Annotated in this window: 24 protein-coding genes, 1 other RNA gene and 1 other annotated feature; of the genes, 3 read left to right on the forward strand and 22 right to left on the reverse strand. The window is 40.8% G+C overall.

Annotation, left to right across the window (positions count from 1 at the left end; all coding sequences use genetic code 11):
- From KP78_RS16080 to cymR, 7 genes are all read right to left on the reverse strand, one after another.
- The gene (locus tag KP78_RS16080; protein ID WP_041090370.1) at window positions 1–1,074 is read right to left on the reverse strand and encodes an AI-2E family transporter; all 1,074 of its coding nucleotides are present in this window, start codon (window positions 1,072–1,074) and stop codon (window positions 1–3) included.
- Entirely contained in the window at window positions 1,062–1,262 is a 201-nt protein-coding gene (locus tag KP78_RS19435; protein WP_084220116.1) for a hypothetical protein, read from the reverse strand. Before KP78_RS19435 ends, KP78_RS16080 begins: the two co-directional genes overlap by 13 nt.
- Window positions 1,263–1,334: 72 nt before the next feature.
- Window positions 1,335–3,752, reverse strand: a complete 2,418-nt coding sequence (recD2, locus tag KP78_RS16085; protein ID WP_041090371.1) for an SF1B family DNA helicase RecD2 — start codon at window positions 3,750–3,752, stop codon at window positions 1,335–1,337.
- A 26-nt stretch (window positions 3,753–3,778) separates the two neighbouring features.
- A complete protein-coding gene (locus KP78_RS16090) occupies window positions 3,779–4,447 on the reverse strand; it encodes a tetratricopeptide repeat protein (RefSeq protein ID WP_041090373.1) in 669 nt (222 codons plus the stop codon).
- Window positions 4,448–4,624: 177 nt separating this feature from the next.
- Window positions 4,625–5,752, reverse strand: coding sequence for a tRNA 2-thiouridine(34) synthase MnmA (gene mnmA / locus KP78_RS16095; RefSeq protein WP_327063191.1), 1,128 nt, complete (start codon window positions 5,750–5,752; stop codon window positions 4,625–4,627).
- 35 nt (window positions 5,753–5,787) lie between these two features.
- On the reverse strand, window positions 5,788–6,930 hold the full coding sequence (locus tag KP78_RS16100; RefSeq protein ID WP_041090377.1) for a cysteine desulfurase family protein: 1,143 nt from the start codon (window positions 6,928–6,930) through the stop codon (window positions 5,788–5,790).
- Window positions 6,931–6,956: 26 nt separating this feature from the next.
- The gene (cymR, locus tag KP78_RS16105; RefSeq protein ID WP_041090379.1) at window positions 6,957–7,376 is read right to left on the reverse strand and encodes a cysteine metabolism transcriptional regulator CymR; all 420 of its coding nucleotides are present in this window, start codon (window positions 7,374–7,376) and stop codon (window positions 6,957–6,959) included.
- A gap of 125 nt (window positions 7,377–7,501) precedes the next feature.
- Here cymR and KP78_RS16110 point away from each other — a divergent pair, with 125 nt between their 5' ends.
- Entirely contained in the window at window positions 7,502–8,764 is a 1,263-nt protein-coding gene (locus tag KP78_RS16110; RefSeq protein ID WP_041090381.1) for a replication-associated recombination protein A, read from the forward strand.
- Window positions 8,765–8,808: 44 nt separating this feature from the next.
- Here the strand turns inward: KP78_RS16110 and KP78_RS16115 are convergent, their stop codons facing one another.
- The 10 genes from KP78_RS16115 to KP78_RS16155 all read right to left on the reverse strand — a co-directional run bounded on the left by KP78_RS16115 (window position 8,809) and on the right by KP78_RS16155 (window position 14,782).
- A complete protein-coding gene (locus KP78_RS16115) occupies window positions 8,809–9,750 on the reverse strand; it encodes an ABC transporter permease (RefSeq protein WP_041090383.1) in 942 nt (313 codons plus the stop codon).
- Window positions 9,743–10,675 (reverse strand): ABC transporter ATP-binding protein, encoded by a 933-nt coding sequence (locus tag KP78_RS16120; protein ID WP_041090385.1) that lies wholly within the window; start codon window positions 10,673–10,675, stop codon window positions 9,743–9,745. Before KP78_RS16120 ends, KP78_RS16115 begins: the two co-directional genes overlap by 8 nt.
- A 3-nt stretch (window positions 10,676–10,678) precedes the next feature.
- Complete coding sequence (locus KP78_RS18775; RefSeq protein WP_052474884.1) at window positions 10,679–10,984, reverse strand: P-loop NTPase family protein; 306 nt, start codon at window positions 10,982–10,984, stop codon at window positions 10,679–10,681.
- 123 nt (window positions 10,985–11,107) lie between these two features.
- Window positions 11,108–11,341 carry an ATP-binding cassette domain-containing protein gene (locus tag KP78_RS18780; protein ID WP_052474885.1) on the reverse strand — a complete coding sequence of 78 codons (234 nt, stop codon included), beginning with the start codon at window positions 11,339–11,341 and terminating at the stop codon, window positions 11,108–11,110.
- Between the two features lie 72 nt (window positions 11,342–11,413).
- The gene (locus tag KP78_RS16130; protein ID WP_041090388.1) at window positions 11,414–11,752 is read right to left on the reverse strand and encodes a GntR family transcriptional regulator; all 339 of its coding nucleotides are present in this window, start codon (window positions 11,750–11,752) and stop codon (window positions 11,414–11,416) included.
- Complete coding sequence (locus KP78_RS16135) at window positions 11,752–12,000, reverse strand: hypothetical protein (RefSeq protein ID WP_041090390.1); 249 nt, start codon at window positions 11,998–12,000, stop codon at window positions 11,752–11,754. Before KP78_RS16135 ends, KP78_RS16130 begins: the two co-directional genes overlap by 1 nt.
- Window positions 12,001–12,528, reverse strand: a complete 528-nt coding sequence (locus tag KP78_RS16140; protein WP_041090392.1) for a hypothetical protein — start codon at window positions 12,526–12,528, stop codon at window positions 12,001–12,003.
- 98 nt (window positions 12,529–12,626) lie between these two features.
- Entirely contained in the window at window positions 12,627–13,385 is a 759-nt protein-coding gene (locus KP78_RS16145; protein ID WP_041090394.1) for a tRNA threonylcarbamoyladenosine dehydratase, read from the reverse strand.
- Between the two features lie 94 nt (window positions 13,386–13,479).
- Window positions 13,480–14,307, reverse strand: coding sequence for a type II secretion system protein (locus KP78_RS16150; protein ID WP_041090395.1), 828 nt, complete (start codon window positions 14,305–14,307; stop codon window positions 13,480–13,482).
- A complete protein-coding gene (locus tag KP78_RS16155) occupies window positions 14,300–14,782 on the reverse strand; it encodes a type IV pilus modification PilV family protein (protein ID WP_041090396.1) in 483 nt (160 codons plus the stop codon). The genes KP78_RS16150 and KP78_RS16155 overlap by 8 nt, the downstream gene beginning before the upstream one ends.
- A gap of 45 nt (window positions 14,783–14,827) precedes the next feature.
- On the opposite strand from KP78_RS16155, the gene KP78_RS16160 reads away from it, so the two are divergent.
- Window positions 14,828–16,153, forward strand: coding sequence for a PulJ/GspJ family protein (locus tag KP78_RS16160; protein ID WP_041090397.1), 1,326 nt, complete (start codon window positions 14,828–14,830; stop codon window positions 16,151–16,153).
- Window positions 16,154–16,250: 97 nt separating this feature from the next.
- Here KP78_RS16160 and ssrS read toward each other — a convergent pair.
- From ssrS to hisS, 3 genes are all read right to left on the reverse strand, one after another.
- Window positions 16,251–16,438: non-coding RNA, 6S RNA (gene ssrS / locus KP78_RS19440), on the reverse strand.
- Window positions 16,439–16,497: 59 nt separating this feature from the next.
- The gene (gene aspS, locus KP78_RS16165; protein ID WP_041090398.1) at window positions 16,498–18,273 is read right to left on the reverse strand and encodes an aspartate--tRNA ligase; all 1,776 of its coding nucleotides are present in this window, start codon (window positions 18,271–18,273) and stop codon (window positions 16,498–16,500) included.
- Window positions 18,274–18,285: 12 nt separating this feature from the next.
- Window positions 18,286–19,551 (reverse strand): histidine--tRNA ligase, encoded by a 1,266-nt coding sequence (gene hisS, locus KP78_RS16170; RefSeq protein WP_041090399.1) that lies wholly within the window; start codon window positions 19,549–19,551, stop codon window positions 18,286–18,288.
- 53 nt (window positions 19,552–19,604) lie between these two features.
- Window positions 19,605–19,834 (reverse strand) — a binding site (T-box leader).
- 219 nt (window positions 19,835–20,053) lie between these two features.
- Between hisS and KP78_RS16175 the strand changes: the two genes are divergently transcribed.
- Complete coding sequence (locus KP78_RS16175; RefSeq protein WP_052474886.1) at window positions 20,054–21,799, forward strand: N-acetylmuramoyl-L-alanine amidase family protein; 1,746 nt, start codon at window positions 20,054–20,056, stop codon at window positions 21,797–21,799.
- Window positions 21,800–21,846: 47 nt separating this feature from the next.
- Here KP78_RS16175 and dtd read toward each other — a convergent pair whose 3' ends face one another.
- Together dtd and KP78_RS16185 are read right to left on the reverse strand one after the other, a co-directional pair.
- On the reverse strand, window positions 21,847–22,284 hold the full coding sequence (gene dtd / locus KP78_RS16180) for a D-aminoacyl-tRNA deacylase (RefSeq protein ID WP_041090400.1): 438 nt from the start codon (window positions 22,282–22,284) through the stop codon (window positions 21,847–21,849).
- 18 nt (window positions 22,285–22,302) lie between these two features.
- Complete coding sequence (locus KP78_RS16185) at window positions 22,303–24,438, reverse strand: RelA/SpoT family protein (RefSeq protein ID WP_422723718.1); 2,136 nt, start codon at window positions 24,436–24,438, stop codon at window positions 22,303–22,305.
- Between the last annotated feature and the right edge of the window lie 176 nt (window positions 24,439–24,614).

The following is a 24,614-nucleotide window of genomic DNA, read 5'->3' on the forward strand; positions in this document are numbered from 1 at the left end:
TCATTTGTCAATTCGATCAAGGCGCTTTCTTGAAAAAGAAATATGAATCATGATTGAGATTACCATGTAAAGAGGAACGGCAAGAATTAATCCGATAATCCCGGCCAGTTCACCGCCAACCAGTAATAAAATCATAATCACCAAAGGATGCACATCCATGTTTTTGCCCATAATCCACGGTGCTAATAGGTGGCTTTCAAGCATTTGGATAACAAACGCAGCGACAGCAACCCACACAACAAGGTTAAACGAAATGGTTCCTGCAATAAAAACAGCTGGCAGCGCACCAAGTATAGGGCCTATGTACGGAATGATATTAAATAAGCCCATTATACCACTAAGCGGCAAAGCGTATGGTATGTCAAGCAAATAGAGTGCAATAAATGAAACAGTCGCTACTGCGAGCACGAGCCAAAGCTGACCTCGTATATATCCCCCGAGCCTGGTATGCAGTGAATGAGAAATTGCAAGTGCGTGTTCTCTTTTATCTGATGGTATAAGAGAAATAGCCGCTTCGCCCATTCGTTCACGATCTTTCAGGACATAAAATGTCATAAATGGAACGAGTGAGATCGCAACGATCCACTTGATAGAATGATCCGCCTCCATCATCATTCCCTGCAATCTTTCTTCTGTTCGCCGTACTAATCGATCCATCGCTTCTGAGAACAACTGTGCAACAGGTTCTGGCAGCTGAGCAATCCAACCGGAAACTTGATAATTCCAGCCATCTAGTTGAGCAATTATTTGCGGCAGATGAATGGCGAGATTCTTCCATTCTTCCCATAGAGAAGGAATGCCCCATTGTACAAAGGCACCTACAAATGCCGCAAGTACAATAAATACAATCCAAACCGCCAAACGATTTGAACATTTCGCTTTGATTAAGAAATGAACAAACGGCAGCAAAAGATAGGCAAACAACGCACTTAGTAAAAGCGGAACTGCTGCCAACAATACACTATTAAAAAGCGGCTTCCAGACCGGCCATAATAACTGCGTTACCCATAGGATGAGCAGACTGAAAAAAATGAGCAGAAGCCTGTACAGCCACTTTTTTATTATTGGACCCATTCTTGAAAGCTCGGAAGCTCAGTCTCATAAAAAAGATCATTTAAGCATTCAACTGTGCCATCCTCTGCGATCTCATACAAAGTCAGTCTTCCTCTGACATTCATTAACTCTATACAACAGGATCGGCAGTAATAATGATTGGAACCAATTTTCCCTATATTACGCTGTTTACAGCATGGACATTTCATTAAGGATCCTCCTTTACACGAATGAAAATCTTCGCAGGATTTTACCTACATAATTGCCCATATTCTACTGCTTTATTCTTGATTGTGATTTGCTTCTAAAAAGTCATAAGGGGTGATTCCGTTCATCCCGATCATCGGATCAATTAATAGAAGCGTCTCTTCCGATAAGATGATCTGGTTGCCTGGAGCCTCGTGAACAGCATTTGGATGGTTCAACGTCTCTTCAAGATTACTTCGCAGCGTCGTCAAACGCTGTAAATCATCGGTCCTCTCAACACCAAATCGAAATGCCTCTTCTTCTCCGCATAAAATTAAAAAACGTTTACTTCGGGTGATTGCGGTATATAAAAGATTTCTTCTTAGCATTCGGTAATAGCTTTTCACCACAGGTAAAATGACAATTGGAAATTCACTTCCCTGAGATTTATGAATGGAGCAGCAAAAGGCGTGTGTTATCTGATTTAAATCCTGTCGAGTATAGGTCACTTCTACGCCGTCATAGGACACGAGCAGCATGTCCTGTTTTTCTGTATTTTCTTTTGCATGAAAAATAGAAATAACCTCACCCATATCACCATTAAACACATGACTCTCAGGCTGATTGACTAGCTGCAGGATTTTATCGCCAATTCGATAGGTAACCTCACCAAAATTAAGCTCTTTTCTCGTGCCATCAGGGTTCGGATTCATCAATTCCTGCAAGACCTGGTTCAAACGGTCAATTCCAGCAGGACCGCGATACATTGGGGCGAGCACTTGTATATCCTTTGTTGTATAGCCTTTTGACAAAGCATTCTTCACTATTTTGCCAACGACTTCCTCCATTTGATTCGCTCTGCAAGGAATAAAAGAGCGATCAGGCTGCTGTGTACGAATATTCTGCGGAATTCTTCCCTGCTTCATCTGGTGAGCAAGCTCGATAATGGAAGAACCCTCTTCTTGACGATAAATATCCGTCAATTGGACTGTCGGCACCACCTTTGAATCAAGTAAATCCTGCAGAACCTGCCCTGGTCCAACAGAGGGCAGCTGATCCTGGTCACCTACCAAAATAACCTGCATCGTGTCTGGAAGAGCCTGAAGCAGCTGATGAGCAAGCCAAGTATCAACCATGGACATTTCATCAATGATCAGTAGTCTGCCTTCAACTAGTCGGTCTTCATCCTCTTCCATCGATTCCTGCCCATTCCATCCAAGAAGTCTATGAATGGTCATAGCAGGAAGTCCTGTTGATTCCGACATCCTTTTTGCGGCGCGGCCAGTGGGTGCCGCAAGCACAACAGGAAACGGTTCTTCTTTACTATATTGGTCAGGATCGAGCGATATACCGTGAAGCTCCGCGTAAAGCTCAACGATTCCTTTAATAACTGTTGTTTTCCCTGTACCCGGACCTCCTGTTAAAATCATCATTGGAGACATTAATGCAGTTTGTATGGCTTCTTTTTGTGAGGATGCATAATAAACACCGAGACGTTCTTCAAGATCTCCAAGTGCAAGCAAAAACTCAGACTCTGGAAATTGGTTCTCGTATTCCGTCTGAGAAAGAATACGTTGAATATTGGTTACTAATCCTTTTTCAGAAAAATAAAGCGACGGCATATAAATTCGCTGATCTTTACCAATGATTTTACCTTTTTCATCAAGCTCCAATAGCTGAGCGGAAATATCCGTATAATCAATGTTTTCTGCCTGATGTTTTTCTAATAGTTCCTTTACCTTGCTTAAAAGTGTTGAAGCTTCAACAAATACATGTCCTTCCTGCAATGAAGCCTGTTGAAGACAATATAAGCAGCCTGCTTTAATACGGTCAGGATGTCGCCCTGATAACCCAAGATGTCTACCAAGATCATCCGCCCGGCCAAATCCAACACCATCGACTTCATAGACAAGCTGGTAGGGATTTTTCTGCAATATTTCAAGCGTCGCATCCTGATAAAGCTGATAGATTTTCATGGACAGCTGAGGACCAAACCCCCAGTCATTTAAATGCACCATTACACGCTCAAGCCCCTGATGTTCAATCAGCACATCATAAATATGCTTTGCTTTTTCAGCCGACAGCTTGGGCACTTCCTGGAGTACAGCATCATTTTCCATAATTTTCGATATCGCTTGTTCACCAAGTGTTTCTACAATTTTTTCAGCCGTTTTGAGACCGATCCCCTGGAAGAGATCACTCGATAAATAATGGATGATTCCCTGTTTCGTCTGAGGGAGATCTTTTTTAAAGTGGGTAGTATGAAACTGTTCACCAAAACGAGGATGCTCTTTAAATTGACCATAAAATATATACGTATCTTCTTCCTGCATTTTCGGAAAATGGCCAGTTACAACCGCTTCTTTTTCATCATGAGCGGTATTCGTCTCTTCTACACGGACACGGACAACGGAATATAGATTGTCTTCATTATGAAAGATCGTCACAATATGACGTCCTTTTATAAATGGCTCCTCCTCGTTAAACAGATCCATTTTAGGCTGGCTGCTCATTCCTGCTCACCCCTTTTCCCAACAAATTATGACTGGTCAAGTGCCTGCTTCATCAGTTGTCTTCCATTTAAAGCCAAGTAATGATCTGGTTGTGCTTCAATCGCCCGTTCAAAGCATTGAAGAGCTGCATGAACATCCTCTGCAAAACCTGCGTGTGCCACTCCCAAGTTGTAAAAAGCATCTGCATGTTTTGAATCAAGCGCTGTGGCTTTTTCTAATACAGCAATAGCCTCTGTTCCCAGTTCGAGCTGAGCAAGTGCCAAACCATACTGAAAATGCGCTTCAGCATCATTCTCATCAAGTTCAGTACTGCGCTGAAGGTATGGGAGTGCAAGCTTTGTTTGTTCTTCATTCATAAAGGTCATCCCAAGCATAAAATATGCATCTGCTTCCTCTACACCTTTGGCAATCGCTTTTTCATACAATGTCCGACTTTCTCCAAAACGCTCCTCATTGTAATAAAGATTCGCTAGAGAGTAATAAGCAAGCCCAGCATCTTCATCTACTGTAATGGCTTTTTGAAAAAATCGTTCAGCTTTATCCACTTCATTAAATTGAGCCAGTACATTTCCAAAGTTAATATAGGCAGCTGCATCATTAGGATTTTCTTCAATAGCTTTATTTAAAAGATCGAGAGCTTCTTCATATGCCCCCTCTTGGAGTTTTTGTATCGCTAGTTCATTATTATTTGTCATTGTAGCACCTCTACCATTCAATTCATTATCGTTTCTGCTTCACAGTATATCACAGGAAATACATCAATTAGACAGTAAAAAACCGGGATATGAAAGTTAATCCGCTGCATCTACACCCCTATCAGTTTATACTTGGGCAAAGATGTCTCAGGGAAACACTTCCACATTCCGGTCTACTTATCCTACGTATAATAATTGCTTTTGTTCTTTGAAAATAAGGTCGATTGTTGCACCGCCAAGACATTCTTCCCCATTGTAGAAAACAACTGCTTGTCCAGGGGTAACAGCTCGAAGCGGCTCATCGAAGATGACTTCTACGTGCCCATTATCTTGAATGCGAACTGTAACAGCGTGATCTGGCTGACGGTAGCGGAATTTTGCTGTACAGCGAAATTCTTGTGCAACTGCCTGATTTGATGTCCAGCTAACATCTGTTGCTGTAATTGAGCTTGAGTAAAGGGCCTCATGATCAAACCCTTGTCCGACATAAAGTACGTTTTTTTGTACATCCTTGCCAAGCACAAACCAAGGTTCACCAGAACCACCAATACCAAGACCATGACGCTGTCCGATTGTGTAATACATCAATCCGTCATGCTGTCCAACCTTCCTTCCATCCATTGTTTCCATTTCGCCAGGCTGTGCAGGAAGATACTGACCAAGAAATCCCTTGAAGTTTCGTTCACCGATAAAACATATTCCTGTGCTGTCTTTTTTCGCTGCTGTAGCTAAGCCTGCTTCTTGAGCAATTTTACGTACTTCTTTTTTGTCGATATCACCAATCGGGAACATAACTTTAGAAAGCTGTTCTTGTGACAGCTGATTCAAGAAGTACGTTTGATCTTTCTTCTCATCAATACCGCGAAGCATTTTCACTTCACCGTCACGATTTTCCACTCTTGCATAATGTCCTGTAGCAAGATAGTCTGCTCCAAGCTTCATCGCATGGTCTAAAAACGCTGCAAACTTAATTTCTTTATTGCACATTACATCAGGATTTGGTGTCCTTCCTGCGCGATACTCGTCCAAGAAGTAAGTAAATACTTTATCCCAATACTGTTTTTCAAAATTTACCGCATAATACGGAATTCCGATTTGATTGCATACGCGGATCACATCATTGTAGTCCTCTGTCGCCGTACAAACTCCATTATCATCTGTATCGTCCCAGTTTTTCATAAAAATTCCAATGACATCATATCCTTGCTGCTTCAAAAGAAGCGCCGCAACGGAAGAATCTACACCACCTGACATACCAACTACTACGCGTGTGTTTTTAGGCAATTTATTCATCTGTTTCACCACTTTCACTATAAAAATTTCAAGTACTGCTTTATGATTTAAGAGGCTAGTCGCTTAACGACCGCAACCACTTCTTGGGCAATTTTTTTTGCATCTTCAGCGGTGTTTCCCATACCGAAACTAAATCGTATTGAATTCCGCAAACGTTCATCAGCCTGACCAAACATCGCTACTAAAACATGGGATGGTTCAATGGATCCTGCTGTACAAGCAGATCCGCTCGAAACAGAAATGCCGGCTAAGTCTAGATTCACCAGCATTGCCTCAACATCCACACCAGCAATGCTCAAGTTTAGCACATGAGGAAGTGCATGTTCAAGAGATCCGTTCACTTGGTACGAAATACCAAGACGATCTAATTCTTTAAGAAGCGTTAGTTTAATTTCAATCAGTTGCTCCCGCTTTTCTTTTCTTTCTGATTGAGCCAGCTCCGCTGCTTTTGCCAGTGCAGCAATAGAAGCAATGTTTTCTGTACCTGCTCTTCTTTTCCGCTCCTGTTCACCACCGAGCAAGATAGGAGATAATGGAGTGCCATCTTTAACAAAAAGAAAACCGACCCCTTTAGGTCCGTTTATTTTATGCGCTGACACTGACAGCATATCAACTCCAAGTTCGCGTACATTAATATCTTCCAAGCCAAACGCCTGTACCGCATCTGTATGGAAAAGCGCCTGATGCTGCTGCAGTCTTTCGCTGATTTCACGAATCGGCTGAATCGTACCAACTTCATTATTTCCGTACATTACGGTTACTAAAATCGTGTTGTCCGTTAATGCCTTTTCAAAATCTTCGATTGAAATCCGGCCCGTTTCATCAACATCTAAAAAAGTCACATCAAACCCTTTTTTTATAAGAGCTTCGCATGGGTGCAATACAGCATGGTGCTCGATTTTTGTTGTAATGATATGGCGTCCGCGATCTTTCATCGCCTCTGCAGCACCCATGATGGCAAGATTATTCGCTTCCGTCCCGCCGCTAGTAAAAATGAGTTCATTAAAAGAGCCGTTAATACTTTTCGCAATTGCCGCTCTTGCATCGTCTAAAAATTGTCTTGACCTGCGTCCTACCGAGTGAATACTTGAGGCATTGCCATAGTGTGTTGACAAGACCTCCATCATCACCTCAACCACTTCCGGACGAATGGGTGTTGTCGCCGCATGGTCTGCGTATACATGATTCAACGTTGTTCCCTCCACTTGTTTATCAATTAAATGTAAAACATATAGGCATCAGATTCGCCTTCATTGGTATGATTAGCTAAATCTTCTATCGTGGTATGATCCAAAACATCTTTTACTGCATCACGAATTCGAATCCAGAGCTCACGCTGAGGCTGTGCTTCATCTTCGATTCCTTCCACCGGACTTATCGGCCCCTCAAGGACACGAATAATATCCCCTGCTGTAATATTTCCTGGCTCGTCTGCTAATACATATCCGCCGTAAGCCCCTCTAATACTTCGAACATATCCAGCATTACGGAGCGGGGAGATCAATTGCTCTAAATAATGTTCAGATAGATCATGTGTTTGAGCAATGGCTTTTAATGAAGTTGGTCCTTCACCGTGACGTTTTGCCAGTTCAATCATAATCGTTAAACCGTATCGCCCTTTTGTTGATATTTTCATTTCATCCACCTCTATCACTCGACTATTGACTTTTGCCATTATAGCATATAACCCATAAGATTGGCATTTCATTGATATCTGTACTATGGTAGATTAATATCAGCTAACGAGTTTGGAGTGATCGTATGAGCATAAAACCTTTGGCCTTTCGCATGAGACCGAGAACAATCGATGAAATTATAGGCCAGGAGCATCTTGTCGGAGAAGGAAAAATTATTCGGCGCATGGTACTCGCTAAACAGCTTTCATCCATGATTTTATATGGACCTCCAGGAATCGGGAAAACATCTATAGCCTCAGCGATCGCAGGCAGCACACAATACGCATTTCGCAGCTTAAATGCTGTAACCAATAATAAAAAAGATATGGAGATTGTGGTGCAGGAAGCAAAAATGTCTGGAAAAGTCATTTTACTTTTAGATGAGGTGCACCGACTTGATAAAACAAAGCAGGATTTCCTTCTGCCCTATTTAGAAAACGGCATGATTACATTGATTGGCGCAACGACAAGCAACCCCTACCACGCGATCAATCCTGCTATTCGCAGCAGATGCCAAATTTTCGAGCTGACTCCTCTTTCTATTCAAGACATGACAATCGCCATCAAACGAGCTTTAATCGATGAAGATAGAGGACTTGGCAAATTGAATGTCGAGCTCGGCGAGGATGCACTTATACATTTCGCTACCGGAAGCAACGGTGATGTAAGAAGCGCACTAAATGCACTAGAGCTTGCCGTTCGTTCCACTTCGTCAACCGAAGACGGTTCCATTCACATTACTGTAGACATTGCTGAGGAATGCTTGCAGAAAAAAAGCTTTGCTCATGATAAAGATGGGGATGCACATTATGATGTCATGAGCGGATTTCAAAAATCTATACGAGGCAGCGACGTAAACGCTTCTCTTCACTATTTAGGGCGTCTAATTGAAGCGGGAGACCTGCCAACCATTGCGCGCAGACTTCTTGTCATCGCTTATGAAGATATTGGGCTTGCCAGTCCGCAGGCAGGACCGAGAACGCTCGCAGCCATTGAATCCGCAGAGCGTCTCGGCTTTCCTGAAGCTCGAATTCCATTAGCGAATGCCGTAATCGAACTTTGTTTATCGCCAAAGTCCAATACGGCCATCAGTGCGATTGATGCAGCCCTTAGCGATATCCGCCAAGGGAAAAGCGGTGTTGTTCCAGATCATTTAAAGGATGCTCATTATAAAGGAGCAAAAGAGCTTGGACGTGGTGTGGAGTATAAATATCCCCACGATTATCCTAACGGCTGGGTCAAGCAGCAATATTTGCCGAACACATTAAAAAAAGCCCGCTACTATGAACCAAAAACCACCGGAAAATTCGAGCAGGCATTAAAGCAAATTTACGATAATATGAAATAAACAATGCCCCAAAACGACCTAAATCGTTTTGAGGGCATTTCATTTTATGATGCAATATCTCTCTTTGTAAAAATAGAAAACGCCAAAACTATAAAGATAGTAAAGTAGACAGCCAGCACGATAAGTGAAAAAGTCAACGTCATTCCTTCTACTAAAGGCGTACCGAGCTCATACATAACTAATCCTGTATTGGCAAAAAGGATGTATTTCGTCCAGTCGAACCACATCGCAAGAATACCCGTAACGGTTCCCCCGATAAAATAAAGGAACAAACTGATCCCGATCGCAAGTGAACTATTTCTAAAAACAGCAGAGATCATAAAGGCCATCGTTGTAAGCATAATCGCATCAACCGAGCTTAATAAATACATTCTCATTAAATATAAAATCATATTCCCTTCTTGGACGGCCCCATCTTGATAGCTAAGATGGATCATTGAAGCTGAATCAAAAAAAATAAACCCTATAATCATTGAAAGGACAAAAAGGATACCGATCATAGCAATTCCATATGATGCAACAGTAATAAATTTTGATAAAAGAATTTTCCATCTGGCAATTGGACGAATCATTAACAACTTAATGGTACCCCATGAAAATTCTCCTGCTACGACACCAGACGCTACAATGATGGCAAATAATCCAACCAAGGAAATTAAGTATGAGTTACTTTCTAAATATGACCATACAGTAGTACCTTCTGAAGGCTGAACATCATTGGCAAGGCGATACTCATTTAACGCTAGCTGCCTTTCAGATTCTTGCACATAAAAGGCATCTCCTCCCTCCTCAATACTTTGTCTAAGTCCTTCATTTTCTGCTTCAAGTGCAACACGCCAGTCTGAATCATTGGTTTCAATAGTGGAATTTGTATAAACTGAAAATGCAGTTAAAGCGGCAATTGCCAAAATCATAAGTCCAAGCATGACATACGTTCCTGGACGATTTAATAGTTTCATCCATTCATTTTGAATTAATTTAAGCACGAAGAACCTCTCCTTTTTCTGTTGTGACTTCAAGGAATCGATCCTCTAATGTTTTAGCAGCAGGAGCAATACCATACACATTCACTTCATTTTCCACACACCAGCGGACCAAAGATGGAATATCTTCTTTTGTCATGTTAATAACCAATGACCCTTGAACGGTTTCAATCGTCCAATTAGGATAATGAGCAGTCAGTTTTGTTTTAATTTCTTCCGGTTGTTCCACTTCCAGTTTATAAAGCTGTCCTTCAGTGGAAACAAAATCATTCATTGTTTGAACATCTACCAGCTTACCAGCTTGAATAATCCCAATACGATCACACATCATTTCCATTTCGGAAAGTAAATGACTGGAGACGATAACAGCCATATCCCTTTCCTTGGCCAGCCTTCTAATGTAATCCCGAATCTCCCGAATTCCTGCAGGATCAAGTCCGTTTGTCGGTTCATCCAAAATTAACACCTTTGGGTCATGCAGCAGGCTTTGAGCAATTCCTAAACGTTGTCGCATTCCAAGTGAATAGGTTTTCACTTTATCGTGAATTCTCTTCTCAAGTCCCACCAGCTTAATGACTTCATTAATTTTTTCATTCGTGATTCCTTTGTACATTCTGGCGAAATGGACTAGATTCTTGTAGCCTGAAAGAAATTGATACATTTCAGGATTTTCAACGATCGCACCCACATGCTGAATAGCACCCTCAAAATCCGTTTTAATGCTCTTTCCTTCAATCAGCACATCACCTTCAGTTAAACTCATCAGACCAACAATCATTCGAATGGTTGTCGTTTTGCCGGCACCATTCGGGCCGAGAAATCCGAAGACTTCTCCTCCATAAACGTCAAAAGAAACGTGATCGATAATCGTTCTGCCTTTAATTTTTTTGGTAACATTTTGTAGCTGCACAACGGTCTTAACTGTCATTTTTTACTCGTCCCCTTTCACGGCATTCTGTTCTAGCCATTGAAGCATAGTGAGACCTTGTTCCTCCCGCAAGGTTTCTACGTTGATCTGGTCTGTATTTCTTCCATCTTGAATAAGAATTGCTTCACCCACGAACTCTTCAATTTCGTCCAACTCGTGTGTCGAGATCATAATGATTTGGTTTGAAAAGACCAAATAGCAAAGAAGACCCTGAACAATTGATTCTCTTACCATCGGATCCAAACCAGAAAATGGATCACCTAGAAGGATTACACTAGTTGTACGAGATAATGTAAGTAAAAGTTTCACTCTTGCTCGATTTCCTTTAGATAAATCTGAAATTTTCGCATTTCGATCTAGTCCAAGAAACTTTCCAATCTCAAGAGCACGTTCAATATTAAAGTCCTGAAATTGACTAACATAATAATTGATCTATTCTTGTATCGTAAATAGTGCATTTAAATGATCCAATCCACTTAAGTATGCGATTCGGTCATCCTTTAATCTTGAAACACTATCACCATCAAGCAGCACAGTTCCTTCCGTAGGCCGAACAAGACCAGCCACCATTTTTAACAAGGTGGATTTCTCGTTTCCATTAGAACCCAATAGACCATATACTTTACCTAGCTCTAATTTTATGTCGACTGAATCCAATGCAAGCATTTTTCCTTATCGTTACGTAACAGCTTGAAGCGTCAACATCAACTTACCCCTTTTGCTTAACTTTTCTTTTATTTAAGCTAAAATTTCTTCATCACTGGAATCTATCGCCTTCATTTGATTAATGAATTGGTCGATTATTTCTTTCTGAAGCTCCTCTTTCATTTTGCTTGGAAGCAGGAAATCCTGCACAATAAAGGTTCCCTGTCCCCTTCTCGTCTCTACTACTCCCATACGTTCCAACTCCTGATAGGAGCGTTGAATTGCATTTGGATTCTCACTAGATTGAATTGCCATTTCTCTTACTGATGGTAATTGATCCCCGGGCTTCCACTCATGTTTAGCTATTTGCTGCTGAACCCTTATCGCAATTTGAAGATAAATAGGCGTTGAAGCGTGAAATTCATTCGTCATTATGACGCCTCCAATCGACGATCAATCATTTTTGCCGCAACAATAAATGCAGTACAAAAAACGATGATTTCCATCAGGAAACCAAAACTCGAAAGTGTTTCGGTATCATAAAAATATTGAGTTCCTGTTTTCTCCGACATTGAGAATCGAGTCGCGATGGTTATATCGAAAGCCTTCGCATGGTAAATGGATGAAAAGAGGGATGTGATCTCAAGAAGAAAATCCATCGATAAATAAATGTTAAACATTCAAATAATTGTCACCCAGCGGAACATTTTTAACCAATGATGCTGACCCATCCACCGGTAAATAGTCCATGCCAGAAAACAAAATTGTATAGCTAAAAAGGAAAGGGAATAAATAATCATCGTAAAGAGGACAAAAATGAAATACCCTCTTAATGAGCCAATACCAGGAATAAAGTCATTTGACATTAATGCACCTAGGACAGCAAAAAAGTGGACTAATACGAGGGAACAAAATCCAACGAGCGATGCATCAAACTTTGCCAATAAAAGTTTCCAGTCTAGCTGAGCAGAGCGAAGCCACAAATCACCTTTTTTCTTCATCTCAACCAATTGAATTCCCCAAGCAGGTATCGCGACTAGATGAAAAATTACTGACGCATATATCAATATTTCAAACACTCTAATCTGAAAGTAAAGATCAAAACCAACTACGGCCGTTAATAGAATGAACATGCCAGCCATCCAGTATTTTAATGGTCCAAAAGCCAGCTGCCAGTCTTTTTTTAACAAGCCAAAAAACGCTTTCACGAAGAATCATTACTCCTTCTGCATGATACACTAACGCAAATAAATAACAATATACGGAAACAAAAAAGCCAATCCATTTTAAGGATCAGCTTCTTTTTTTATTCAACTCGTTGTATCATAATATCTTTTAATATGGTATTAATCACATAGCTTGCGGCAAAAAGTCCTGCTACTGATGGAACAAAAGCGTTTGAAGATGGCGGCATTTTGGCTTTGCGGATCTGTGCCTGATCATTTCCAACCGTTTTACGTATATCTTCTCGAATAACAATTGGCTTTTCATCAGAAAAAATAACAGGCACTCCTTTATGAATCCCTGCTTTTCTCAACTCTTTGCGAATTACTTTTGCAATTGGATCGGTATGTGTTTTGGAAATATCCTGAATTTGAAAACGGGTAGGATCCATTTTATTTGCGGCTCCCATGCTGGAAATAATAGGTATTTCACGCATTAAACATTCTTTAATTAAATGTATTTTAAAGGAGATCGTGTCAGAAGCATCTACCACAAAGTCAGGTTTATAACTAAAAAACGTCTCATACGTTTCTGTTGTATAAAACATTTTAACTGGAATCGCTTCACAGTCCGGATTAATATCCGCTATTCTCTCCTTCATTAAATCAGCTTTAGGTTGACCGACCGTTGAAAGAAGTGCAATGATTTGGCGATTTACATTTGTAATGTCAACATCATCTTTATCTACAAGGAGCAAACGGCCAACACCGCTTCGTGCAAGTGCTTCAGCAGCAAAAGAACCGACACCGCCAACACCGAGAACAGCAACCGTTTTTCCCTTTAACAATTCAATACCTTCTTTACCTATAGCAAGCTCATTTCTTGAAAACTGATGAAGCATTGTAACCAACTCCAAATTCTAGAATGATCAATTGTAACTGCATAAGAATAGCGTATTCTTATTATAAAATCAATACACGATTCACTTGTATGAATCATCGAGGACAAGCTACTCCGTATAAAACTCCAGTATTATTCCCTTGAACATCAGGTTCTTGATCAAAAACAGCTTGGCCATTTATATAAATTCTGGATCTCCCTCTCAGCGATACTTCTTCTGTAAAATGAACCGTTCCGTTAATACATAGAACAGAAGATCCCCTAAGATTCACAGCTTGGTCAATATAATAATTACCTTGAAGAATACACTCTCTATTCCCGTAGATTCCAACAGCGCTTGAACTGTTAAATTGCCTGCATCCATTTCCTCTTCCTTCTGCTGGATTGTCATATTCTTGACCTCCGCCAGGTCCGCTCTGCTCACCATCGTTATTAATCTCAATTATTACAACATCCACATTTTCTTCAACCACACCATCTACTTCTCCAACCACACGATAGTCAATAGAAATACCGCCCTCAATCTTATTAATATCCGTATATCCTACTTGAAACTGAAATATTTTTTGAACATTCTCCATCTCAACGGTGTAGTCTGAGGGAAGTCTATTCATAAGCTCCTGCACGGTCACGCCCCCATGATTTCGATCCGCTGATGCTTCTGCCTCTAGTTCCTTCACGACTCGTTCAACATCCTTCATAAAATAGACGGAGCCCATGTCTACCATTTTATCAAGCTGAATTTGATTTTCTGTTAATTTCGTTTGGCTAGCGTTACTAATGGTCTGACTCATTAGTGGAAGAGCGAGAATTGTAATCACCACAATCATTGCAAGTACAAGGACCAGCGTATACCCCTGTTCATTTCTTAAGGCTTTCATTACTGATCCGATCCCCTCTTTATCCATATATATTTCATTCATCAACTTCTATATAATCAAAGAGTTCAGTTAAAAACTCCATTTCCCCATCCGCTTCCTTATAAACTTCTATATGAAGGAGAAATAGAGACAGCTCCATTTCCTCTTGGTGCCGACATATGGTAATGTTAGGGTAATAACGTTCATCATTAATCGACAAATAATAACCATACTCCCCTTCAATCGATCCATCTATCAGGCGGGCAGGAAGATCTATATTATGTACATCTGAACAAGTACGAACCTGATGAGCATCTATCCAGCTTTGCACTTGGTCACTTGCTTTTATATCATGCGCAATTTTATCTGCCTTATTTGAAGCAGTCATAACCGTTTCAACTTTTGTAGAAAACAAAACGGATTGAGAGAAAAAACTAATAAAACCAATGATGACGATACTAATTAACACAATGGTCACTAACAATTCCGTTAGCGTAAAACCATTTGAATTGGCACGTTCCTTACAGAAATTAACCATTTTTTCACCTTCATTTATCTAAACTACCGGGACATGGTGATTCATATGAAACAAAAAATTATACGTAATCAATATGCATTGACACTTGTTGAACTGCTTGCTGCATTAGCCATTTCAGGGGTAGTCGTCATTTTAGTAACCAATGTATTTATTACCTCATTTAAACATCAGGACATTTCACAGTCCCATCTAGATCTTCGCCAAGAAGCAAATCTTGTCATTACCGAGTTGAGAAATACACATAAAAAAGAAGAATATAATTTATGCTTTAACGATCATCAGTTAACGATTAATGGAAGACAGCTTGCTCGGAAAGATATCTTTTTCGAACAAGTTACGATTGAAGGAACAACAACAGAAGAGGACTATTTTCAGATCAACAAAGCGAATCAATGTCAAACCGTAAAGCCGAAAGTACCCCTTTCCGTTTATTTTACCTTAAACGACGAAAATGACAATCCATTCGAGCTTGAAACGGTCATCCAACGATATGACAACGACAATCGAGTGATAACAGTAAAAGCGCCTGCTGACAATGGTAAAGGGTCCTTTATTTCTTTTGATCGTATAGAAGAATTTGAACAGATTGTATTCCCAACGCAAGGCTATCAAGAGGTTGACTTCAGACGCAACCAATGTTCTTATGAAGGGAACACAATGAGTGATCAAGAAATATTTGCACCAAACTGGGGAACAAGCTGTCCGGTATCTTCCGTTATAAGAGGAAGCTTATTATTAGAAAAGGATATTACGGTATTTTCTGAAATTCATACCGATCAGATTCTTTATACTGAAGGTGATGTAACGCTTGAGAACAGCGGGAAAATAGTTTCAGGAGAAAACGCTCGAATGGAAGAGAAAGTACACTTAAAATCATCTTCAGCACTAAATATTGGTCAGAATTTGTATATTGAAGATCATTTGAGAATGGATAATGAAGCTTCGATCACAACAGGTGGAAGTGCTCGATTTGACGGGGATATTGATTTATTTTCCAACACTCGCTTAAATATCGGACATTCTCTTTTTGCCGAAGAGTCTGTCACTCTTCAAAATAACGCGCAAATCATCATTGGTCACAATGCCGAATTTGAAGATCTAACAATGTATAGCAACAGTTCAATTTATGTTGGAGGGAACTTTACTGCATTTTCAGATGTTTTTATACAAAGCGGTCAGCTTACAATAGAAGGAAACGCTGATTTTAAGGGTACTTTTCGAACAAACTCAAGCAACTTTAAAGTGTGTGTAAAAGGTCGACTTCTAACAGCGCCGAGAAGGCCGAGTCAATCATCACCCTACACAATTGAAACTAAGGATTCTTGCCTTAATCAACCTAATGGTACTTTTTATGTTTTAAATCATTCCTGATCTAAGGACCGAAACTCTATACAGAAAGTGCTTGAGTGCGCTTCATACAAAAAAGACTGACATGGAAGTGTCAGTCTTTAAAAGTTAAGTATGAGTGGCAAATCCCAATTATGCCGTCTCGGTGTACATCTATCGTTTTGAACCCGCTCTCAGCAGGTGGGTGCCCTGTTTCTTGATTGATGCGTCCTCGCAAAAGGCATGCACGATGCAGGAAAACGCAGGCTCCCTTAAATAGAATTGTTCGGTCAAAACTAATTGATTAGAAAACGTACACATCAGGACTTGCCTTGTGAATAAATAATAACACAACTAATTCAAAAGATCAATTAGGTATCATCATTAATTTATGAATTATTCTGAAGATTCAGCGATATATTTAAATCTGCTAGCTGTGCCTGACTTACTTCACTAGGTGCATCCGTCAAGACGTCGCTTGCGCTTGCCGTTTTTGGGAATGCAATGGTGTCACGAAGGTTTGTACGCCCCGCAAGCAGCATGACTAAACGGTCTAGACCAAGTGCTATTCCACCATGAGGAGGTGTTCCGTATTCAAATGCTTCTAAGAGGAATCCAAATTGACTTTGTGCCTCTTCTTGTGAAAAGCCTAAAACGCTAAACATTTTTTCCTGAATGTCACGTTCGAAAATACGCAGTGAGCCTCCACCAAGTTCATAGCCATTCAGCACGATATCATATGCTTGCGCACGAACCTTCTCAGGATGAGTGTCTAATAGCTCTAGGTCTTCACGTACCGGCATTGTAAATGGATGATGGGCAGCATAATAGCGGCCATCCTCTTCTGCATATTCCAGCAACGGCCAATCTGTTACCCACAGGAAGTTAAATAGTGATTCATCAATCAGTCCAAGATCTTTTCCAAGCTTATTGCGCAAAGCACCTAATGCATCTGCCACGACAGATTTCTTGTCAGCTACAAATAGAAGCAAGTCTCCTGGTTCAGCATTGGCAGCTTTTGTAAGCTCAGCCCGCTCCTTTTCGTTGAAGAATTTTACAATTGGTCCATTAATGCCTTCTGCAGTAATTTTAAGCCAAGCTAATCCTTTTGCACCATATCTAGAAGCAAATTCTCCTAGTGCATCAATATCTTTGCGTGAATATTTCTCGGCCGCTTGCTTGATATTAATCAGCTTAACTTGTCCTCCACTTTGAACAGCGCCGCTGAACACTTTAAAACCTGATTCGGATACTATCGAGGATATGTCCACCAGTTTCATATCAAAACGAGTATCAGGCTTATCTGATCCATAGCGCCCTATCGCATCAGCATATGTTATACGAGGAAACGGCAGTTCAATCTCGATTCCTTTTACGTCCTTCATCATCTTCGCCATCATACGCTCGTTCATACCCATGATGTCTTCTTGGCTCATAAAGCTTGTTTCAATATCAATCTGTGTGAATTCCGGCTGACGGTCAGCACGAAGATCCTCATCACGAAAGCACCGAGCGATTTGATAGTATCGATCAAATCCTCCTACCATCAGCATTTGCTTAAATAATTGAGGAGACTGTGGAAGCGCGTAGAACTCTCCCTCATGAACACGGCTTGGCACCAAATAATCACGTGCTCCTTCAGGTGTGCTTTTTGTCAGCATTGGCGTTTCTACTTCAATAAAACGTTCGTTGTCCAGGAAGCTGCGGATCGATTTCGTCACGTTATGGCGCATTTTAAATGTGTCAATCATGACAGGACGTCTAAGATCTAAATATCGATATTTCAATCGAACGTCCTCAGACACTTCTGTGTTATCCTCGATTGCAAACGGCGGGGTTTTTGCTTCACTTACGACCGTTACTGCATTTACGTATACTTCGATTGTTCCAGTAGCAACATTCGGGTTGATCGTACCTGTTTCTCTCGCTTCCACCTTTCCTTCGATGCTCAAAACATATTCACTGCGAATTTTTTCCGCTTCTCGAAGCGCATCTACAGAAGTTTCCGGGTTAAACACGATCTGTACGAGCCCTGTTCTGTCACGAAGATCGATAAAAATCAATCCGCCAAGGTCACGTCTTTTTTGTACCCATCCTTTTAATGTTACAATTTCTCCAATTGCTGATTCTGGTACTTCACCACAATAAAATGTACGACCAAACATAACATTTCCTCCTTATTGCTTCTTCAAATAATCAATTACATGATCAAGCTCAATTTTTTCCTGATTGCCGCTTTCCATTTTTTTTACAAGTATTATTCCTTCTGCCAGCTCATCTTCACCCAGGATGGCAACATATTTCGCTTGCAGACGATCTGCTGATTTAAGCTGTGCTTTCATTTTCCGACTCTTGTAATCCATTTCCACCTTTAGACCTTGCTGTCTTGCTTGATAGGTTAGTTTTACGAAATGCTCCTTCGCTTTTTCACCCATAGAAATGAAATAGCAATCAAGAACGCTTGTTACAGGCAGTTCAATGCTTTCTGCCTCTAACGCTGCAAGCAGACGTTCAATACTTAAAGCAAAGCCAATTCCTGGTGAACTTGGTCCGCCAATTTCTTCAACTAAACCGTTATAACGACCTCCGCCGCATAGTGTAGTAATCGCTCCAAAACCATCTGCACTGCTCATAATCTCAAAGGCTGTATGATTGTAGTAATCAAGCCCGCGAACGAGATTTGGGTCTAATTCATAGTCAATCCCCATCGTTGTTAAGTAGTGCTGAAGCTTTTCAAAATAGGCCGTTGATTCTTCATTTAAATAATCTTTAAGTGATGGAGCTGTTTTAATTAGCTCATGGTCACGATCTTTTTTACAATCCAATATTCGAAGCGGATTTTTTTTCAAGCGAGTTTGACAATCTGAGCAAAACTCTTCGATTCTCGGCTCAAAGTGTGAGACAAGGGCTTCCTTGTGACTGGCCCTGCTTGCCGCATCTCCCAAACTGTTTAATACGAGCTTGAATTCTTTAAGACCAAGTCTCTTATAAAGCTCCATCGCCAATGAAATAACTTCCGCATCAACAGCAGGGTCCTCACTGCCAATGGCTTCTACACCGAACTGCACAAACTGTCTGAAGCGACCTGCTTGAGGGCGCTCGTAGCGAAACATCGGACCTTGGTAAAACAGCTTTGTTGGCTGATCCGGATAACCGAACATTTTATGTTGAACATAAGAACGGACAACCGCTGCCGTGCCTTCAGGTCTTAGGGTGAGACTACGTTCTCCTCGATCTGTAAATGTGTACATTTCCTTTTGAACGATATCTGTTGTATCGCCAACGCCTCTTTCAAAAAGCTCTGTATGCTCAAAAATCGGTGTGCGAATTTCCTTGTATTGATATTGATTACAAATTTCTCTTGCAACCTGTTCAACATACTGCCATTTTTCTACAGTCCCAGGAAGGATATCTTGGGTACCTCGTGGAATATTGATGGACATGCTTATTACCTCCTAAAAATGTACAAATAAAAACTCCCGTCCCTTGTCCTAAAACAAGGGACGGGAGTTTGATCCCGTGGTGCCACCCTAATTGAAGCTAAAAAGCTTCCACTCGAGGCAGTTAACGCCTGCATACGTCAATTCCTACTAAGTGAATCACTTTTCAGAGTCGAACCTACGGGGTGTTCTTTCAAAAAGCCGTCATGTAAATCCACTTTCAGCCTAAGGTGGATTCTCTCTATCCATGCGAATCTTATTTACTGTTCCCCATCATCGGAATGATTTGCTGTTTTTTATGATGTAATCAATCATACGAATGACACAGGCGAATGTCAAGGACAATTCGATTTCATTAAAAAATAGATTTTGAGGGTGACGTTCTCATGGTCAGGTATTATGATAAGACTATACATATTTATATAGTGAGGGGATCATTATGCGATCGTATATTGTTAAAATAACTATTTTACTATTAATATTCTCATCCTTTGGAGCACCAACGATGATAACGAATGCCGAAGGTCCAATGGCTACCATTGCAGCCGATGTCGTTAATATGAGAGAGGGTCCTGGACTTTCATTCCCTACTGTAGCTACTGCCAATAACGGTGATACATATGATATTGTAGATAATGAATATGGCTGGCTCAAATTAACGGACTCAAATGGCCAAAGTGGATGGGTTGCAGAATGGCTTGTTGTTCAAGAAGAAGTAACATCAAGCAACGAAACAGCTGCTTCACAAGATTCAACGCTTGCCACCGTCTCTGTCAATGAACTGCGAGTTCGTACTGGACCTGGCATCGACCATGAAGTGATTGGATTATTAAGTGCAAACACGAATGTGAATGTGCTCGCCCGATCAGGTGAATGGGTTGAAATTTCGCTTGATAGCGGAAACAGCGGATGGGTAAATGGGGATTATCTGGAAGGATTAACAAGTACAGAACAGCGCAATTCAGATGAAACAGCTGATGTATCAAGAGGAACTGTATCCGTCGACCGTTTAAATGTTCGGTCGGATTTCTCTTCGGAAGGACAAGTAATTGGTTCTTTAAATCAGGGAGACACAGTTACGATAGAAGATGAGCAATATGGCTGGCTGCTTGTTGAAGGAAATGGTCTAAAAGGATGGGTAAGCTCTTCCTATGTACAGCGGCAGTCAACCTCTTCTGAAGAAACAGCTGCCTCATCCTCACCAGTATCATCACTTGAAGGATCAAACGTGGTTATCTTGGTTGATTCATTAAATGTAAGGGATGAACCATCTCAATTAAGCAATGTAATTGGTACATTAGCAAAAGGAGATACATATAAAATCAATCAAGTTAATGGGGACTGGTATGAGATTGAATGGGATTCAGGAAAAAAAGGATGGATCGCCAGTTGGTTTGTTGAACAAACGACCGCCGCAGCAACGGAGAGTGATTCAACATCCGATCAAGCGATTGAATCCAATGAAACGGTGACGATTTTGTATAATGGCTCCAATATTCGTGCAACGCCAAATGTAGAGTCAAAAGTAACAGCTCGTGGTCAAGCCGGGGAGCAGTATGCAGTTATCAATCAACAGGGAGATTGGTTTGAGATTGAATTAGCTGATGGCTCCACGGGATTTATTGCAAACTGGATCGTATCACCAAATGACGAGAGATTACCAGAGGAAATAGAAAATGATGAAACGGAACAAGATGAAACGGTCATCCAATCCATTGCTGATGCAACCATTGTTATTGATGCGGGTCACGGTGGCCGGGATAGTGGAGCAATTGGCGCAAGCGGCACTTTAGAAAAGATACTCACCCTTCGAACGGCTGAAATTCTTTATCACAAACTTGCAAATACAGGCGCTAATGTCATCATGACGAGGCAGGATGATCGTTATATCGATTTGCACAGCCGTGTATTTCTTTCCCAGCTACACGATGCAGACGCTTTTGTCAGTCTTCATTACGACGCGATTGATGACCGAAATATTCGAGGATTCACAACCTACTTTTACGGGGAAGGGGATCAGCCATTAGCTGAGTCTGTTCACGAAGGCTTGGAAAATCAATTAACCATACGCGATCGCGGGGTTCAATTTGGTGATTACTTAGTTATTCGTGATAACGCTGTGCCAGCTATACTACTTGAATTAGGATACATTAGCAACCCTTCAGAAGAAGCGGCCATTGCAAATGATCGATTTAGAGAATCAGCGACTACCGGGATCTATAACGGACTGGTTGAGTACTTTACACAATAGACAAAAGGGTCTGGCTACCAGCTGCCAGACCCTTTTGTTATGATTCTTTATTTTTCAATTATGAGCGTAACCGGTCCATCATTGATTAAAGAAACATCCATCATCGCACCAAACACACCTGTTTGAACATCAATTCCCTTTTCTAGAAGCAGCTGATTGAATCGATCATAAAGTGGTTCAGCAACTTCTGGCCTTGCAGCTTCCATAAAATTCGGCCTTCTGCCTTTTCGAGTATCCCCGTATAGCGTGAATTGTGAGATCGATAACACTTGTCCCTTTTGATCGAGAAGAGAATGATTCATTTTTCCTTCCTCGTCTTCAAAAATTCGAAGGTTTGCAATTTTATCTGCTACATACTTTGCTTCTTCTTCACCATCTTCATGTGTAACACCTACAAGAAGAACCACACCGTATTGAATTTGTCCTGTTATTTCTCCATTCACCGTTACGGATGCTTGTTTACTTCTTTGCACAACAACTCGCAAGAAAATGTCCCCCTATAGCTAGTTCATTACTCGCTGCACCGAGTATATATCTGAGATTTGTTTAATTCGATCCACCACTTTCTGAAGGTGGTTTACGTTTTGAATCATGATCGACATATTAATCGTCGCCATTTTATTACGGTCTGTTCGACCGCTCACTGCGGAAATATTCGTTTTCGTTTCATTCACCGCTTGCAGCACTTCATTCAATAATCCTCTGCGGTCATAACCAGAAATTTCTATGTCTACGTTATATTCCTTACGATCTTGTGCAGTACCTTCCCATTCAACCGGAATTAATCGCGCTTCCGAAGAGTCATCCTGAATGTTCGGACAATCTGTACGATGCACAGAAACTCCTCTGCCTCGTGTAATAAAACCGATAATCTCATCACCCGGCACTGGACTGCAGCATTTAGAAAGACGGACAAGTAAATTATCAATTCCTTTTACTGTCACACCAGCCTCTCTCTTTTTACGCGGCGGAGGCTTAATCTCAGATACCGCTCTTTGCATCGTATCTTCTTCATCACGCAGCTTTCTAAGCTTTTCCGTTAGTCTGTTTGCAATTTGAACAGCTGTAATACCGCCGTACCCTACAGCAGAATACATATCATCCACGTTAGTAAAATTGAACTTTTCTGATACACGCTTTATATTTTCAGCGGTTAATACATCCTTTAGGTTAAAATCCAGCGCTTTTATTTCACGCTCTACCATTTCTTTTCCCTTATCGATGTTTTCATCCCGCCGCTGTTTTTTGAAAAATTGCTTTATTTTATGCTTTGCCTGAGAGGTTTGCGCGATTTTTAACCAGTCCTGGCTTGGCCCGTATGAATGCTTTGAGGTCATAATTTCAATGATATCACCTGTATTTAACGTCGCATCCAACGGTACCATTTTCCCATTAACTTTCGCACCAATTGTTTTATTGCCAATTTCAGAATGTACTCTATACGCAAAGTCAATCGGTACAGAGCCAGCTGGCAGCTCCATTACATCACCTTTAGGCGTAAAGACATAAACCATATCAGAAAATAGATCAAATTTAAGAGACTCCATAAATTCTTCCGCATCTGAAGAATCCTGTTGGAATTCTAAAATTTCTCTAAACCAAGTGAGTTTTTTTTCAACGGAAGCTTTGTTATCTTCATTGACAAGCTTTCCTTCTTTATATGCCCAATGTGCTGCAACCCCATATTCAGCAATCCGATGCATGTCAGTTGTACGAATTTGGACCTCCAATGGATCACCTTTTGGTCCTATGACAGTCGTATGAAGGGATTGATACATATTTGGCTTTGGCATCGCAATATAATCTTTAAATCTTCCTGGCATTGGCTTCCAGCAAGTATGAATAATGCCGAGCACAGCATAACAGTCTTTAATACTATCCACAATGACCCGAACAGCAAGTAAATCATAAATTTCATTAAATTGCTTATTTTGTATGGCCATTTTTTTATAGATACTGTAGATATGCTTTGGGCGGCCATATATATCCGCTTCAATCTTTACTTCATTTACCCGTTCATTAATTTCATTGATAACGGCTTCAACATACTGCTCACGCTCGTTTCTCTTTTTCTTCATGAGGTTGACGATGCGGTAGTATTGTTGAGGATTTAAATAGCGTAATGCTGTATCTTCTAATTCCCATTTGATGGTGGAAATACCTAGTCGATGAGCGAGAGGAGCAAAAATTTCAAGTGTTTCATTTGAGATGCGAATCTGCTTTTCCACTGGCATATGCTTGAGCGTACGCATATTATGCAGTCGGTCAGCAAGCTTAATTAAGATCACGCGAATGTCCTGCGCCATCGCGATAAACATTTTGCGGTGATTTTCCGCCTGCTGCTCTTCTTTTGATTTATACTTAATTTTACCAAGCTTAGTCACACCATCTACCAGCATGGCAACCTCTTCATTGAATAATCCTGCTAAATCTTTAAATGTGCAGTCGGTATCTTCCACCACATCATGGAGAAACCCCGCCGCTACTGTCGAAGGGTCCATTTGCAGATTTGCCAGAATACCCGCCACCTGTATCGGGTGGATAATATAGGGCTCACCAGATTTTCGAAATTGTTCCTTATGGGCTTCAGCAGCGAAGTCAAAGGCTCTCTTCACCAAATCCACTTGTTTGCTATTCATGTAGCTTGCTGTGATCCCGAACACTTCTTCGGCGGTAAGCACTCGATCATTCGCCATACGATTTATCACCTTTATCATCTGAAATATATTCTAATGTGTATTGTATCTATTATTAAAAAAAATAGTCCGTATGTAAAGTCATTGTGCAGTATTTCATAAAAAAACCACGAATTCTT

Origin of the sequence: Jeotgalibacillus soli (assembly GCF_000829435.1) — a bacterium.
GTDB lineage: Bacteria > Bacillota > Bacilli > Bacillales > Jeotgalibacillaceae > Jeotgalibacillus > Jeotgalibacillus soli.

Excerpts from the sequence above, each read along its gene's own strand:
- KP78_RS16130 (WP_041090388.1), bottom strand. The coding sequence starts at position 11,752 with ATGACGAATGAATTTCACGCTTCAACGCCTATTTATCTTCAAATTGCG.
- KP78_RS16155 (WP_041090396.1), bottom strand. The coding sequence starts at position 14,782 with ATGGTTAATTTCTGTAAGGAACGTGCCAATTCAAATGGTTTTACGCTA.
- KP78_RS16160 (WP_041090397.1), top strand. The coding sequence starts at position 14,828 with ATGAAACAAAAAATTATACGTAATCAATATGCATTGACACTTGTTGAA.
- hisS (WP_041090399.1), bottom strand. The coding sequence starts at position 19,551 with ATGTCCATCAATATTCCACGAGGTACCCAAGATATCCTTCCTGGGACT.
- KP78_RS19435 (WP_084220116.1), bottom strand. The coding sequence starts at position 1,262 with ATGAAATGTCCATGCTGTAAACAGCGTAATATAGGGAAAATTGGTTCC.
- KP78_RS16145 (WP_041090394.1), bottom strand. The coding sequence starts at position 13,385 with ATGCTTCATCAGTTTTCAAGAAATGAGCTTGCTATAGGTAAAGAAGGT.
- KP78_RS16110 (WP_041090381.1), top strand. The coding sequence starts at position 7,502 with ATGAGCATAAAACCTTTGGCCTTTCGCATGAGACCGAGAACAATCGAT.
- KP78_RS16150 (WP_041090395.1), bottom strand. The coding sequence starts at position 14,307 with ATGAATGAAATATATATGGATAAAGAGGGGATCGGATCAGTAATGAAA.
- KP78_RS18780 (WP_052474885.1), bottom strand. The coding sequence starts at position 11,341 with ATGCTTGCATTGGATTCAGTCGACATAAAATTAGAGCTAGGTAAAGTA.
- KP78_RS16185 (WP_422723718.1), bottom strand. The coding sequence starts at position 24,438 with ATGAATAGCAAACAAGTGGATTTGGTGAAGAGAGCCTTTGACTTCGCT.
- KP78_RS16120 (WP_041090385.1), bottom strand. The coding sequence starts at position 10,675 with ATGACAGTTAAGACCGTTGTGCAGCTACAAAATGTTACCAAAAAAATT.
- KP78_RS16090 (WP_041090373.1), bottom strand. The coding sequence starts at position 4,447 with ATGACAAATAATAATGAACTAGCGATACAAAAACTCCAAGAGGGGGCA.
- aspS (WP_041090398.1), bottom strand. The coding sequence starts at position 18,273 with ATGTTTGGTCGTACATTTTATTGTGGTGAAGTACCAGAATCAGCAATT.
- KP78_RS16175 (WP_052474886.1), top strand. The coding sequence starts at position 20,054 with ATGATAACGAATGCCGAAGGTCCAATGGCTACCATTGCAGCCGATGTC.
- cymR (WP_041090379.1), bottom strand. The coding sequence starts at position 7,376 with ATGAAAATATCAACAAAAGGGCGATACGGTTTAACGATTATGATTGAA.
- KP78_RS16135 (WP_041090390.1), bottom strand. The coding sequence starts at position 12,000 with ATGTTTAACATTTATTTATCGATGGATTTTCTTCTTGAGATCACATCC.
- KP78_RS16080 (WP_041090370.1), bottom strand. The coding sequence starts at position 1,074 with ATGGGTCCAATAATAAAAAAGTGGCTGTACAGGCTTCTGCTCATTTTT.
- recD2 (WP_041090371.1), bottom strand. The coding sequence starts at position 3,752 with ATGAGCAGCCAGCCTAAAATGGATCTGTTTAACGAGGAGGAGCCATTT.